This is a genomic window from Rhizobium sp. SG2393 (genome assembly GCF_042610495.1).
Classification (GTDB): Bacteria; Pseudomonadota; Alphaproteobacteria; order Rhizobiales; family Rhizobiaceae; genus RU20A.
This window is the reverse complement of sequence record NZ_JBHGAP010000007.1, coordinates 21,101-34,472: the sequence shown is the minus strand read 5'-3', so window position 1 is coordinate 34,472 and position 13,372 is coordinate 21,101. Positions and strand designations below refer to the sequence as shown.

12 protein-coding genes are annotated in these 13,372 nt (G+C 63.5%); 7 read left to right on the top strand and 5 right to left on the bottom strand.

Features of this window, described 5'->3' with window-relative positions; genetic code table 11:
- Nucleotides 1-3 precede the first annotated feature (3 nt).
- The 3 genes from ACED18_RS14815 to ACED18_RS14805 all read left to right on the top strand — a co-directional run bounded on the left by ACED18_RS14815 (nucleotide 4) and on the right by ACED18_RS14805 (nucleotide 5,162).
- Entirely contained in the window at nucleotides 4-1,827 is a 1,824-nt protein-coding gene (locus ACED18_RS14815) for an ABC-F family ATP-binding cassette domain-containing protein (RefSeq protein ID WP_377293555.1), read from the top strand.
- A 562-nt stretch (nucleotides 1,828-2,389) separates the two neighbouring features.
- Nucleotides 2,390-3,580 (top strand): multidrug effflux MFS transporter, encoded by a 1,191-nt coding sequence (locus ACED18_RS14810; protein ID WP_377293553.1) that lies wholly within the window; start codon nucleotides 2,390-2,392, stop codon nucleotides 3,578-3,580.
- 169 nt (nucleotides 3,581-3,749) lie between these two features.
- Nucleotides 3,750-5,162, top strand: coding sequence for an ATP-binding protein (locus ACED18_RS14805; protein ID WP_377293551.1), 1,413 nt, complete (start codon nucleotides 3,750-3,752; stop codon nucleotides 5,160-5,162).
- Between the two features lie 54 nt (nucleotides 5,163-5,216).
- Here ACED18_RS14805 and ACED18_RS14800 read toward each other — a convergent pair whose 3' ends face one another.
- A complete protein-coding gene (locus tag ACED18_RS14800; RefSeq protein WP_377293549.1) occupies nucleotides 5,217-6,440 on the bottom strand; it encodes an argininosuccinate synthase in 1,224 nt (407 codons plus the stop codon).
- 275 nt (nucleotides 6,441-6,715) lie between these two features.
- Between ACED18_RS14800 and ACED18_RS14795 the strand changes: the two genes are divergently transcribed.
- Complete coding sequence (locus ACED18_RS14795; protein WP_377293547.1) at nucleotides 6,716-7,357, top strand: LysE family translocator; 642 nt, start codon at nucleotides 6,716-6,718, stop codon at nucleotides 7,355-7,357.
- 1 nt (nucleotide 7,358) lies between these two features.
- Here the strand turns inward: ACED18_RS14795 and rlmN are convergent, their stop codons facing one another.
- Both rlmN and ACED18_RS14785 read right to left on the bottom strand, forming a co-directional pair.
- Nucleotides 7,359-8,600, bottom strand: coding sequence for a 23S rRNA (adenine(2503)-C(2))-methyltransferase RlmN (gene rlmN, locus ACED18_RS14790; protein WP_377293545.1), 1,242 nt, complete (start codon nucleotides 8,598-8,600; stop codon nucleotides 7,359-7,361).
- A gap of 188 nt (nucleotides 8,601-8,788) precedes the next feature.
- Nucleotides 8,789-9,292, bottom strand: a complete 504-nt coding sequence (locus ACED18_RS14785) for an invasion associated locus B family protein (protein WP_377293543.1) — start codon at nucleotides 9,290-9,292, stop codon at nucleotides 8,789-8,791.
- 443 nt (nucleotides 9,293-9,735) lie between these two features.
- Here ACED18_RS14785 and ACED18_RS14780 point away from each other — a divergent pair, with 443 nt between their 5' ends.
- On the top strand, nucleotides 9,736-10,305 hold the full coding sequence (locus ACED18_RS14780) for a sigma-70 family RNA polymerase sigma factor (protein ID WP_377293541.1): 570 nt from the start codon (nucleotides 9,736-9,738) through the stop codon (nucleotides 10,303-10,305).
- A 14-nt stretch (nucleotides 10,306-10,319) separates the two neighbouring features.
- Here the strand turns inward: ACED18_RS14780 and ACED18_RS14775 are convergent, their stop codons facing one another.
- Nucleotides 10,320-10,706: a YkvA family protein gene (locus ACED18_RS14775; RefSeq protein WP_377293539.1), complete on the bottom strand. Its 387-nt coding sequence runs from the start codon at nucleotides 10,704-10,706 to the stop codon at nucleotides 10,320-10,322.
- Between the two features lie 52 nt (nucleotides 10,707-10,758).
- Nucleotides 10,759-11,067, bottom strand: a complete 309-nt coding sequence (locus tag ACED18_RS14770) for a 4a-hydroxytetrahydrobiopterin dehydratase (protein ID WP_377293537.1) — start codon at nucleotides 11,065-11,067, stop codon at nucleotides 10,759-10,761.
- Nucleotides 11,068-11,263: 196 nt separating this feature from the next.
- Between ACED18_RS14770 and dxr the strand changes: the two genes are divergently transcribed.
- Both dxr and ACED18_RS14760 read left to right on the top strand, forming a co-directional pair.
- The gene (dxr, locus tag ACED18_RS14765; RefSeq protein WP_377293838.1) at nucleotides 11,264-12,424 is read left to right on the top strand and encodes a 1-deoxy-D-xylulose-5-phosphate reductoisomerase; all 1,161 of its coding nucleotides are present in this window, start codon (nucleotides 11,264-11,266) and stop codon (nucleotides 12,422-12,424) included.
- A gap of 35 nt (nucleotides 12,425-12,459) precedes the next feature.
- Nucleotides 12,460-13,164, top strand: coding sequence for an SDR family oxidoreductase (locus ACED18_RS14760; protein WP_377293535.1), 705 nt, complete (start codon nucleotides 12,460-12,462; stop codon nucleotides 13,162-13,164).
- The last annotated feature ends 208 nt before the right edge of the window (nucleotides 13,165-13,372 follow it).

Here is a 13,372-nt window from a genome sequence, read left to right as displayed (position 1 = left end):
TCCGTGGCACCTCCCATTCTGAAACTCGACGACATTTTCCTGAGCTTCGGCGGCGCGCCGCTTCTGGCCGGCGCCGGCCTGCAGGTGGAGCCCGGCGACCGCATCTGCCTCGTCGGCCGCAACGGCTCGGGCAAGTCCACCCTGATGAAGATCGCCGCCGGCATGGTCGAGGCGCAATCGGGCGAAGTCTTCCGCCACCCGGCCTCCACCATCCGCTACCTGCATCAGGCGCCTGATTTCGACGGTTTCGAGACGGTGGCAGCCTATGCCGAGTCCGGCCTCGGGCCGGGCGACGATCCCTACCAGGTCACCTATCTGCTCGAGCATCTCGGCCTCACCGGCCAGGAAAATCCGGCCGACCTCTCCGGCGGTGAAGCCCGCCGCGCGGCCCTTGCCCGCGTCATGGCGCCGGAACCGGATATCCTGCTGCTCGACGAGCCGACCAACCATCTCGACCTGCCGACCATCGAATGGCTGGAAGGCGAACTGGTGAAGAGCCGCTCCGCCCTCGTCGTCATTTCCCACGACCGCCGCTTCCTCGAAAAAGTCTCCACCGCCACCGTCTGGCTCGACCGCGGCACAGCCCGCCGGCTCGACCGCGGCTTTGCCCATTTCGAAGCCTGGCGCGACGAGGTGCTGGAGGCCGAGGAACTCGAACAACACAAGCTCGGCAAGGCCATCGAGCGCGAGGAACATTGGCTGCGCTACGGCGTCACCGCACGACGCAAGCGCAACATGCGCCGTCTCGGCGAACTTCAGGACATGCGCGGGCGCTACCGCGGCCACAAGGGCCCGCAGGGCAGCGTGCAGGCCACCGTCTCCGACGCGCAGGAATCCGGCAAGCTGGTGATCGAGGCGGAAAAGATCACCAAGACCTATGGCGATCGCCCCATCGTGCAGCCCTTCTCCATGCGCGTGCATCGCGGCGACCGCATCGGCCTCGTCGGCCCGAACGGCGCGGGCAAGACGACGCTTCTGAAGATGCTGACGGGACAGCTGGAGCCGGACACCGGCACGATCAAGCTCGGCACCAATCTGGAGATCGCCACCCTCGACCAGCGCCGCGAAAACCTCGATCTGGACGACTCGCTCGCCAACTACCTCACCGACGGGCGCGGCGAGAACCTGATCGTCAACGGCGTGCAGCGCCACGTGACCGGCTACATGAAGGAATTCCTCTTCCAGCCGGAGCAGGCCCGCACACCGATCCGCAGCCTGTCGGGCGGCGAGCGCGCCCGCCTGATGCTCGCCCGCATCCTGGCCCGGCCGACCAACCTCCTGATCCTCGACGAGCCCACCAACGACCTCGATATCGAGACTCTGGACCTGCTGCAGGAAATCGTCGCAGGCTTTGCCGGCACCGTCATCCTCGTCTCGCACGACCGCGACTTCCTCGACCGCACCGTGACCTCGACCATCGCACCGGCCCAGCCGGACGCGCCGGATGGCCGCTGGATCGAATATGCCGGCGGCTATTCCGACATGCTCGCCCAGCGCAAGGGCGCGGAGGAAGAGCGCCGCCGCGAGCAGAAGGCCGAAAAGGCGAAGGCCGCGGACACAGCACCGGCGCCGGAAGCCAGCAAGGCCAAGGGCAAGCTCTCCTTCAAGCAGAAGTTCGCGCTGGAAAACCTGCCGGGCCAGATGGAAAAGGCGCAGGCCGAAATGGCAAAGCGCGAGGAGAAGATGGCCGACCCGAACCTCTTCACGCGCGACCCCAACGCCTTCGCCAAGCTTGCGGCCGAACTCGAAAAGCTGCGCGCCGATCTGCAGCGCATGGAAGACGAGTGGCTGGAGCTGGAAATGCTGCGCGAGGAACTGGGCGGCTGATACGGCACGGCGCGCAAAGAGCGATTGCTGCCATCTGTCAAAACCCGGCGCCGATCCTAGTTGAATGCAGGACATCTCGCCCGATGCCGTGTCAGCGTGGCACAGGCGCGGGAAAGCCGTGGGGCATCGTGATTTGCAGAGCTAAAGGACTACGATGTTGGCGCTACTCGAACATGCAGGGCACGATCCATAGGTCCTGCCGCGCAGCCCCCTCATCCGCCTGCCGGCACCTTCTCCCCGTTGGGGAGAAGAGACGTCGGGCACGCTTTGGCGCCTTGCCAAGTGGCGCAGAACGCTATCGAAGGACGCATCTCCATGCACCCGTTTGGCTTGGAAGCCATCGGCTTGGTCTCTTCTCCCCAACGGGGAGAAGGTGCCGGCAGGCGGATGAGGGGGACCATGCCGACCCGTTCGTCACACCCCGCCCCACACCGGGGCAAGGACCACAAAACCCCCGGACGTCTCAGTCAGGACGAGGCGACCTGATCCAACGATCGTTCATGATGGCGCAACGGAAACGGCCACCGACGGCCGTCGGCCGACATGCGCCGGGAGCAGACCCATGTCCCTGATGAGCACGCGCCGCACCAGCCTGATCGGCGCCATGCTGGCCACCCTCGGCCCCATCTCCATGTCGCTCTACACGCCCGCCATGCCGACGCTGGTCACAGCCTTCGGCACGACGGAATCGGCGATCAAGCTCACCCTTTCGGCCTATTTTGCCGGCTTCTCGATTGCCCAGCTTGCCGCCGGGCCGCTCTCGGACGCCTATGGCCGGCGCAAGGCAACGATCGGCTTCCTCATCGTCTACCTCGTCGGCAGCCTGATGGCGGCGCTCGCACCGACGGTCGATCTCCTGATTCTCGGCCGCCTGATCCAGGGTATCGGCGCGGCTGTCGGCATCACGGTCGCCCGTGCCATCGTGCGTGACCAGTATACCGGCGACGAGGGTGCCGGCATCATGAACCTCATCGGCATCATGCTCGCCGTCGGTCCGGCGCTCGGCCCCAGCCTTGGCGCCATCGCGCTCGCCGCCTTCGGCTGGCCGTCCGTCTTCGCCCTCATGGTCGCCTTCGGCCTGGTGTCGCTTGCCGTGACCCTGCTGTCGCTACGCGAAACGACCATTCCCAATCCGGGGCTTACGAGGCCGGGCGGCGTCATCCGCGCCTACGGGGCGCTGATCATCGACAGCCGCTTCCTGACGCGGGCGCTGATCATGGCGGGCTCGGTGGGCGCGCTCTATGCCTGGGCCACCATGCTGCCCTTCCTGCTCATCAACGAAGCCGGCCTCACGCCGTCGCAGTTCGGCGCGAGCATGCTGATGCAATCCGGCTCCTATTTTCTCGGCTCGCTGGCGCTCCGCCAGTTCATGCGCCACCACACGGGCGCGGCTGCGGTCGCCATCGGCCTGGCCTTCATTGCAATCGGCGCGCTCGGCATGGTCGCGACAGGTCATGGCCTGCTGCCGGTCGGCTTCCTCACCGTCATGGCCCCCGTCGCCGTCTACGCCTTCGGCATCGCCTTCGTCTCCCCGCAGGTCACGACCGATGCCATGCAGCCCTTCCCCGCCTTTGCCGGCTCCTCCTCCGCCCTCCTCGGCTTCATCCAGATGGGCGCAGGCTTCGCCGGCGGCCTCACCGCCGCCGCCATCGGCGAGCCCCTGCGCGCCTTCGGCATCGTCGCACCGGTTCTCGCGGTCATCGCGATCGGCGCGTGGGTCTGGCAGGGGAAATGCAGACGGAAAGCTAAGTAGCGAACGTCTAATGCCCTTAATGATGCGGACATCTCGATAAGGAAAGTCGATTGACGTTTTTCTATGTTGATGCCATTTAAGATAAGTTGATATCTCTTAGTCGGCGTCGATCCGACCAGAAACGCTGAGCGCCATGCTAGAAATCTCGATAGACGATCTCGTCAACCGGATGCGTTTCGACAATCCGTGGTGGGGCGATGGCGTCTTGCCGGCAGATATCGCCGCGCTGCCGGAACGAGATTATTTCGCCTCTTTTCTGACGCTGGTGCAAGAGCGATCGCTCCGCCGCGCCGTCGTTCTGCTCGGACCGCGCCGTGTGGGCAAGACGATCATGATGCATCAGGCAATCAAGCATCTCGTTGCAGCGGAAGCGGATCCGCAGAACCTCCTGTTCATCTCGCTCGACACCCCGCTCTTCTCAGGTGCACCGCTGGAGAAGCTTCTGCGGGTCTACCTCGACAGCTATGGCGGCAAACCGGGTGAGAAGACGATCTTCTTTGACGAGATCCAGTATCTGAGGGATTGGGAAATTCACCTGAAGTCGCTGGTGGACAGCTATCGTGACATCAAATTCGTTGTTTCCGGTTCCGCCGCAGCCGCTCTGGCACGCGGGTCGAAGGAATCCGGCGCCGGCCGCTTCACCGAATTCATGCTGCCACCCCTGACTTTCTCCGAATATCTCCGGCTGACCGACAATCCGCTTGCCGCAGTCGCGGATGAAGCCCTCGCCATGTCCCGTCTGCCAGACTTGAACCACGCCTTCATCGACTACCTGAACTATGGCGGCTATCCCGAGCTCGCCGTCTCACCGCAAGCGCGGCAGAACCCGGCGCGCTATATCGGGCAGGACATCGTTGAAAAGGTTCTCCTGCGCGACCTCCCCAGCCTTTACGGAATTGCTGACGTTCAGGAATTGCAGCACCTTTTCAAGGTACTGGCCTTCAACACGGGACAGGAAGTCTCCTTGGAAGGCCTGTCACAGGCCTCCTCCGTATCGAAGGCGACGCTGAAGCGCTATATCGACTATCTCGAGGCGGCCTTTCTCGTGCGGACTGTCGATCGGATCGACATCAACGCCGAGCGCTTCCAGCGAAACCGCAATTTCAAGGTCTATCTGACAAACCCCAGCCTCCGCACCGCGCTCTTCGGCCCGATTGACGCTGAGGACGATGTCATGGGCGCGATGGCGGAAACGGCAATCTTCGCCCAGTGGTTTCACAGCGAAAGGGCGCACGAGTATCTTTGCTATGTGCGTGACAAGGAAGGCGAGATCGATATCGTCTCGGTTCAGCAGGAAGAGCCGGCGTGGATCGTGGAAATCAAATGGACGGATCGATTCTATGACCGACCCAATGAATTGAAATATCTCTTGAAATTCGCCAAACGGCACAACCTCAATATTCTGCGCGCTTACGAAAATTCCAATGTTCTCGTTACAACGAAAACCAAACGCGGCAGCCTGACGGTGGATGGCGTACCCGTGGATTTCATCCCCACGGCGTTCCATTGTCTGGTGTTGTCGAGAAACACTACGAAGTTTCGACGCTCACTGAATTTGGACGCATCCGTCAAATCACCATGAAAAAGCCCGCCGCGGTGCTGCCGGGCGGGCCTTCGAAATCCGTGCGGACGGGGATCAGCCCTTCAGATTCCGCTTCGCCAGCGTGCGCAGGCGCAGCGCGTTGAGCTTGATGAAGCCGGCGGCGTCCTTCTGGTCGTAGGCGCCCTGGTCATCCTCGAAGGTGACGAGCTGGTCGGAGTAGAGCGACTTGGCGCTTTCGCGGCCGATGACCATGACGTTGCCCTTGTAGAGCTTCAGCGTCACTTCGCCTTCCACATGCTCCTGGCTCTTGTCGATGAGAGCCTGCAGCATTTCGCGCTCCGGCGAGAACCAGAAGCCGTAATAGATGAGCTCGGCATAACGCGGCATCAGCTCGTCCTTGAGGTGGGCGGCACCGCGGTCGAGCGTGATGCTCTCGATGGCGCGGTGGGCGGCCAGCAGGATCGTGCCGCCGGGGGTCTCGTAGACGCCGCGGCTCTTCATGCCGACGAAGCGGTTCTCCACGAGGTCGAGGCGGCCGATGCCGTTGTCGCGGCCATAGGTATTGAGCTCGGCCAGAAGCGAAGCCGGCGAAAGACGCTTGCCGTTGATGGAGACGGCATCACCCTTTTCGAAGCCGACCTTGATGATGGTGGCCTGATCCGGCGCAGCCTCAGGCGAAATGGTGCGCATGTGCACATATTCCGGCGCCTCGACGGAGGGGTCTTCCAGAACCTTGCCCTCGGAAGAGGAGTGCAGCAGGTTCGCATCGACCGAGAACGGCGCTTCGCCCTTCTTGTCCTTGGCGACGGGGATCTGGTGCTGCTCGGCAAAGGCGAGCAGATCGGTGCGGCTCTTGAAGGACCAGTCGCGCCACGGCGCGATGATCTTGATGTCGGGGTTCAGCGCATAGGCCGACAGCTCGAAGCGGACCTGGTCGTTGCCCTTGCCGGTCGCGCCATGGGCGATGGCGTCGGCGCCGGTCTTCTTCGCGATCTCGATCAGGTGCTTGGAGATCAGCGGACGGGCAATCGAGGTGCCGAGCAGATAGACGCCTTCATAGACGGCATTGGCGCGAAACATCGGGAAGACGAAATCGCGCACGAATTCCTCGCGCACGTCCTCGATGAAGATTTCCTTGATGCCGAGCATCTCGGCCTTCTTGCGCGCCGGCTCCAGCTCCTCGCCCTGACCGAGGTCGGCGGTGAAGGTCACGACTTCGGCGCCGAGTTCCGTCTGCAGCCACTTGAGGATGATGGAGGTGTCCAGACCGCCCGAATAGGCGAGAACGACCTTCTTTACGTCTTTGGGAAGTGCCATGTCCGATCCGTTCCTGATCCGGCGGCGTTTGCCGCCTTTTCCTGCGTGAGAGGCCCCGCGTTGCCGCCGAGCCGGAGGACGGCAAGGTCGCCGAACCCCTGAAATGCGGGCACTCTTAGCGAGTTTTCAGCCTTTCGCAAGCCGATCGGCCGTTGATTGAGCGCGGACGCTGGAAGCGGCACCGGTCGCCATTCGCGGTCCGTCATCCGAAATCCGGTGGCGATGCATGTATGGACACGATATAGCCGTGACCTGCCGAACAGGACGCCCCTCCCATGGAATTCATACCCTCGCCCGCAACCCTTCTGGCCTATACGGGCGCTATCCTCCTGCTTGCGCTGACGCCGGGGCCGGATATGACGCTGTGGTTGTCGCGGAGCATGCGGGATGGTCGGGCGGTGGGGCTTGCGACGCTCGCCGGCACCAATCTCGGCATCGCGATCCACACGCTGCTGGTCGCCTTCGGCATTGCGGCGCTGATCGTCGCATCGCCGACAGCCTTCCTCGTCCTGAAGACGGGTGGTGCGGCCTATCTCGCATGGCTTGCCTATGGCGCCCTGCGCTACGGCTCCAGCATTTCGATTTCCGGTGATAAAGCCCCGAAAGTGTCGATCTCCGGCGCGCTGCTGAACGGTCTGTGGGTCAACCTGCTCAATCCGAAGATCATCATCTTCTTCATGACTTTCCTCCCGCAGTTCGTCAGCGCGTCCGATCCGCATGTCGCCGGCAAGCTGGTGTTTCTGGGACTGTGGTCGATCCCGGTGGCATTGCCGGTCGGGCTTGCCGTCGTGTTTGCCGCCCACTCGCTATCGGACTGGCTGCGCAGCAACCGCAAGGTCCTGCGCGGGCTCGACTACACGATCGCCGGCGTCTTCTCGCTGTTTGCGGTGAAGATCCTGATGACGCAGGCGCGATAGTTCAGTCGTCATCCTCGCCATGGCCGGCGATCATCATCGCCTCGTAGGCGAGGCGATCGACCTTGCGCATGCGCTCGGACTCCGACTTCAGCTGGCCGCAGGCGGCGAGGATGTCGCGGCCGCGCGGCGTGCGGATCGGCGAGGCATAGCCGGCCTGGTTGATGAAGTCGGCAAACTTCTCGATCTGCTCCCAGTCCGAACACTGGTAATTCGTGCCCGGCCACGGGTTGAAGGGGATGAGATTGATCTTCGCCGGCACGCCCTTCAGCAGCTGGATCAGCAGCTTGGCATCCTCCAGACTGTCGTTGATGTCCTTCAGCATCACATATTCGAAGGTGATGCGCCGCGCATTCGACAGGCCCGGATAGGCGCGGCAGGCCGCGATCAGCTCCTTCAGAGGGTACTTCTTGTTGATCGGCACGAGGATGTCGCGCAGATCGTCCCGCACGGCATGCAGCGAGATGGCGAGCATGACGCCGATCTCCTCGCCCGTGCGCAGGATTTCCGGCACGATTCCGGAGGTCGAAAGCGTGATGCGGCGCTTAGACAGGGACAGACCGTCACCATCGGACGCGATCAGAAGCGCCGTCTTCACATTCTCGAAATTGTAGAGCGGCTCGCCCATCCCCATCATCACGATATTGGTGATCTTGCGGTCGCTGGAGGGAATGAAACCGCCGGCCGGCACGTCGCGGCCGGGGAAGTCGCCGAGACGGTCGCGGGCGAGCAGGAGCTGGGCGAGGATTTCCTCCGCCGTCAGGTTGCGCACGAGCTTCTGCGTGCCGGTGTGGCAGAAGGAACAGGTGAGCGTGCAGCCGACCTGGCTGGAGATGCACAGCGTGCCGCGACCCTCTTCCGGAATATAGACGGTCTCGATTTCCACGGGACGACCGGCACCGCGCGGCGGAAAGCGCAAGAGCCACTTGCGCGTCCCGTCATTGGAGATCTGCTCCTCGACGATCTCGGGCCGGGCGATGGTGAAGTGGCGCTTCAGCGTCTCGCGCATGTCCTTGGAGACATTCGTCATATCGTCGAAATCGGAGACGCCGCGCACATAGAGCCAGTTCCAGATCTGGCTGACGCGCATCTTGATCTGGCGCTCGGCGACGCCGACCTCGGCAAGGGCCGCCGACATCATCTCGCGGGTAAGACCGATCAGCGACGGCTTTTCACCGGAGAGCGCTGCGGCCGGTGCCTGACGCGCCGCCTGTCGTGCCATATCGATTGCCACCATCGCACTCATCTCCTGCGCCGAACCGCGCGCTGCCAGCCCCGACAGGGACAGCGAAGCGGCGGGCTCATCTCGTCATGATCATCGGAACTTAAAAACGCAGACGACCGCGCAAGGCTCTGCGCGGTCTGTCGAGCGGTTGAATATCACGCTTTTTGCCGGACGTCACCTGCAACGCCGGAAAGGCAGGCATGCCGGCCTTACTTGCAGCTTTCGATCTGCTTCAGCGCAGCCGAAATGCCCGAGAGCGAATAGGAGTAGCTGGTCGGTGTGCCGCGGCGCGACGTGGCCTTGACCTGCATATCCTTGCCCGAGCGCATGGCGGCGACGAGAGCCGGCTCTTCGGCAGCGTTTTCCACCCAGGCCGACTTGTCCTTGGTGAACATCACGAAGGTCTTGCCGTCGATGATGACGTTGACCTTGGAGTTCTCCTGCAGCGGATAGCCCATCATCGCCTGCGGCTCATAGCTGATGTTCTGGCCCGGGCGCTGGGAAACGAGGAAGAAGATGTCGCCATGATCGACGCTCGGCGGCGCCTTTTCCTTCGGCACGGACAGGACGTAGCAGACCTTGCCGCCGCCGGATGCATAGGAATAGGCACCCCAGGCATTGAACTGCTGGATACGGGTCGGCGACTGCGCGGCGGCGGCGGTTGCAGACGCGAGAACGACTGCGACGAGGGTGGTGAGCTGTCTTGCAAACATGATGTCCTGCCGGTTTCCTGCTGTGCCGTCGCCCGCAACTGTGGCGAGGCCGTGCATGATCACGATTAGATTGATTTTGACTTAATTGGGGTTACCAAACCGTCAACATCAGATGCTTTTCCCGCGGTGCCGTGTCGAAACGGTGCGGGTGGGGTGCCGGGCGCCGCAGCAGTCATTGCGCGGCAACACGAAGGCAAGACGCCGCAGGGGCAAAACACCCCATGCGATCCCTGATATCGGCAAGACCTCGCCCCACCCCGCCCCAGCGGGTTGAAAGACGACAAACATCGTCGTCCTTTCAAACTTTTATGCGCGAATGAATCTGGCAAGAGTTTGACCTTTGCCGAAAGCGTTGTACGAGTCGGCAGAAGTGAAATGACACTCTTACGGTGACGCGATCACGTTTGCGTCAAACGTCGGAGGCGAAGAGGAAACGGGACGGCATGGAAATGGATGCGCGCCGGCATTTTGCCGACCTCGCGGTGGCGGTCGCCACGCGACGCGACCGGAATGCCTTCGTCGAACTCTTCGACTTCTTCGCGCCGCGTATCAAATCCTTCCTGATGCGCCAGGGCATGCCCGGCGGCGAGGCCGAGGAACTGGCCCAGGAAGTCATGATCGTGCTGTGGCAGAAGGCCGATCTCTACGACCCCACCAAATCCTCGCTGTCCACCTGGCTGTTCCGAATCGCCCGAAACCGGCGAATCGACGCTGCGCGGCGGCGGCGCGACCCGGACCTCGATCACCGCGATCCGCTGCTCATCCCCTCCGCGCCGATGGCGGCGGACGAGATGCTGGATATGGAAGACAAGGAGAGGCTTGTGCGCGAGGCGATCGAGACGCTGCCGGAGGAGCAGATCGATCTCGTGCGCCGCGCCTTCTTCGTCGGGCAATCCCACTCCGAGATCGCCGAGGAAACCGGGCTGCCGCTCGGAACCGTCAAGTCCCGCATCCGGCTCGCCTTCGGCAAGCTGCGCAAGGTGCTGGACAGCAGGGGCATTACCGAAGCCTGAGCGGCTGGATGAACCTACCGGCTGTCGGCGATACCTTCATCGCGCAGGGCGGCATCCGCCTTTTCGTAGTGGCGTTCCTTGATCTGGCCGCTGACCGCCGCAAAGGCCGCCGTCAGCACGGCGATATCGTCGGAGAAGCCGACGACTGCCAGCACATCCGGCAGGAAGTCGAAGGGAAGCACAAAGTAAGCAAGCGCACCGAGCAGGATGCCGCGCGTGCGCAGCGGTGTCTCCGGGTCGAAGGCGCAGTAATAGGCGGCCACGACATCGCGGCTGAAGGGAATGATGCGCACGGCGCGCTTCAGCGTCGGCCAGAACCGCCGCTTCACGCGCCTGCCGCGCCGTTCCTGCTCGGTCTCGTCGCCCGGCAGCAGGATTTCGCCGATTTTCACGTCGTCCATGGCAGGTGTTTCCTTGTTCATCGCAAAGGATATGGGAAAGGGATCTGGGCTGTTAAAGGGAGCCGCGCGTGGCAGACGCCTTGTCCATTCGTTCAGCGAGCTTGAAATCGAGCTCCGTCACGCCGCCGGCGTCATGGGTGGTCAGTGTCACCTCGACGCGATTGTAGACGTTGAACCATTCCGGGTGATGGTCGAGCTTTTCGGCCGCAAGCGCGCATTCGGTCATGAAGCCGAAAGCCTCGCTGAAGGTCTTGAACTTGAAGCTGCGGCGAATGGCGCTGCTGTCTTCGGAGAGCGTCCAGCCAGTTCGTGCCTCGAGAGCGGTAGCGAGGGACTGGGGATCGAGCTTCTGGGGTCGCATGGGTCACACTCTCCGGGTTCGTATGAGGTTCAGACGGCTCAGAACGCGGAGAGGCGAAAGCGGTTCCCCCATACGTCCGGCGGATGCGATTTGGCCAGCCAGGCCGGCTTGCGTCAATGCCACGCTTGCCGCCCGCCTTTGCCCGATGATAGAGACGAACACCTTCCTGCAGTTTCCAGCCGAGGCCTTCGCCACGATGTCTCCCCGCAAGATCACCGTCCTCGGCGCCACGGGGTCCATCGGCGTGAACACGCTGGATGTGCTGAGCCAGCTCGGCGGCCCGGATGCCTTTGACATTGTGGCACTGACCGGCAACGGCAACATCGATCTTCTGGCGCGCCAGGCGAAGACCTTCCGGGCAGACCTCGCCGTGACGGCGGACGAGGCGCGCTATCAGGACCTCAAGGATGCGCTCGCCGGCACGGGCATCGAAGTGGCCGCTGGCCGCAGCGGCCTTGCCGAGGCGGCCGAGCGCGATGCCGGCTGGGTGATGGCCGCCATCGTCGGCACCGCCGGCCTTGCGCCCACCCTTGCTGCCGCGCGGCGCGGTGCAGATATCGCGCTCGCCAACAAGGAATGTCTTGTCTCGGCCGGTGACCTCTTCGTGGATGCCGTCGCGGCAGGCGGCGGACGCCTGCTGCCCGTCGACAGCGAGCACAGCGCCATCTTCCAGGCGCTGGAAGACGACCAGCGCCACGCGCTGGAACGTATCATCCTCACCGCCTCCGGCGGCCCCTTCCGCACCTGGACGCGCGAGCAGATGGCCGGTGTCACGGCCGATATCGCGCGTGCCCATCCCAACTGGTCGATGGGCCTCAAGATCTCCATCGGCAGCGCCTCCATGTTCAACAAGGCGCTGGAAATGATCGAGGCGAAGCATCTCTTCAACGTCACGCCGGAGCAGATCGAGGTGCTGGTGCATCCCCAGTCGATCGTCCATTCCATGGTCGGCTATACGGATGGCTCGGTGCTGGCCCAGCTCGGCGCGCCGGACATGCGCACCGCCATCGGCTACGCGCTGACCTATCCGGCCCGTCCGAAGCTCGATGTCGAGCGGCTGGATTTCGCCCGCATCGCCCGTCTCGACTTTGAGGCCCCCGACGAGACACGCTTTCCGGCTCTCAGGCTTGCCCGCACGGCGCTCGCGCGCGGCGGCGTGCAGGGTGCGGTGATGAATGCAGCGGAGGAAACCGCCTTCGAAGCCTTCGTCGCCGGCCGCATCGGCTTTCTGGAGATGGCCGACATTGCCGAAGCCGTCATGGAAGACATGACCGGCTGGCCGGCCGCGCGCGTCACCCAGGACGTCTTCGCCGCCGACGAGGAAGCGCGCCGTCTCGCGCGCCAGCGCATCGGCTGACGGTTTCCACAAAGAGACAACAAGGAGACAGCAGCATGCAGGACAAGAAGGTTGCCATCATCACCGCCGGCGGCAGCGGCATGGGCGCGGCCTCGGCCCGGCGCCTCGCAGCCGATGGCTATGCCGTTTCCATCCTCTCCTCCTCCGGCAAGGGCGAGGCATTGGCGACAGAACTCGGCGGCTTGGGCATCACCGGATCCAACCAGTCGAACGACGATCTGAAGCGCCTCGTGCACGAGACCATGGCCCGTTTCGGCCGCATCGACGTTCTCGTCAACAGCGCCGGCCACGGCCCGCGCGCCCAGCTTCTGGAGATCACCGACGAGCAGTGGCACACCGGCATGGATGTCTATCTCATGAACGTCGTGCGGGCGGTACGCCTTGTGGCGCCGATCATGGTTGCCCAGAAGTCCGGCGCCATCGTCAACATCTCCACCGCCTGGACCTTCGAGCCGAGCCCGATGTTCCCGACATCGGCCGTGTTCCGCGCCGGTCTTGCGGCCTATACCAAGCTCTTCGCCGACACCTATGCGGCCGACAATGTCCGCATGAACAACGTGCTGCCCGGCTGGATCGACAGCCTGCCGGCGACCGAGGAGCGCCGCCAGAGCGTGCCCATGGCCCGCTACGGCACGAGCGAGGAAATCGCCGCCACCGTCGCCTTCCTCGCATCCGAAGGCGCCGGCTACATTACGGGGCAGAACCTGAAGGTGGATGGCGGCCTGATGCGCTCGGTGTGAGGCGCGGCGCAACGGATTGAAAAGCTCAGCCTTGTTAAGCAGGGCATCTCTCTTGGGCGTCATGGTCGGGCTTAACCCGACCATCCATACGGCAACCGCTATGCGCATGGTATGGATCCTCGGCTCAAGGCCGAGAATGACAGCGCACTTGGTCGCCACCGCCACGACACCGCTCACCTGTAGCGAGCGAGGCGGCCGCATGTCGTAA

Coding starts and splice junctions, on each gene's coding strand:
- ACED18_RS14780 (WP_377293541.1), top strand. CDS start 9,736: ATGGAAATGGATGCGCGCCGGCATTTTGCCGACCTCGCGGTGGCGGTC.
- ACED18_RS14805 (WP_377293551.1), top strand. CDS start 3,750: ATGCGTTTCGACAATCCGTGGTGGGGCGATGGCGTCTTGCCGGCAGAT.
- ACED18_RS14775 (WP_377293539.1), bottom strand. CDS start 10,706: ATGGACGACGTGAAAATCGGCGAAATCCTGCTGCCGGGCGACGAGACC.
- ACED18_RS14785 (WP_377293543.1), bottom strand. CDS start 9,292: ATGTTTGCAAGACAGCTCACCACCCTCGTCGCAGTCGTTCTCGCGTCT.
- ACED18_RS14770 (WP_377293537.1), bottom strand. CDS start 11,067: ATGCGACCCCAGAAGCTCGATCCCCAGTCCCTCGCTACCGCTCTCGAG.
- ACED18_RS14760 (WP_377293535.1), top strand. CDS start 12,460: ATGCAGGACAAGAAGGTTGCCATCATCACCGCCGGCGGCAGCGGCATG.
- ACED18_RS14800 (WP_377293549.1), bottom strand. CDS start 6,440: ATGGCACTTCCCAAAGACGTAAAGAAGGTCGTTCTCGCCTATTCGGGC.
- dxr (WP_377293838.1), top strand. CDS start 11,264: ATGTCTCCCCGCAAGATCACCGTCCTCGGCGCCACGGGGTCCATCGGC.
- ACED18_RS14810 (WP_377293553.1), top strand. CDS start 2,390: ATGTCCCTGATGAGCACGCGCCGCACCAGCCTGATCGGCGCCATGCTG.
- rlmN (WP_377293545.1), bottom strand. CDS start 8,600: ATGAGTGCGATGGTGGCAATCGATATGGCACGACAGGCGGCGCGTCAG.
- ACED18_RS14795 (WP_377293547.1), top strand. CDS start 6,716: ATGGAATTCATACCCTCGCCCGCAACCCTTCTGGCCTATACGGGCGCT.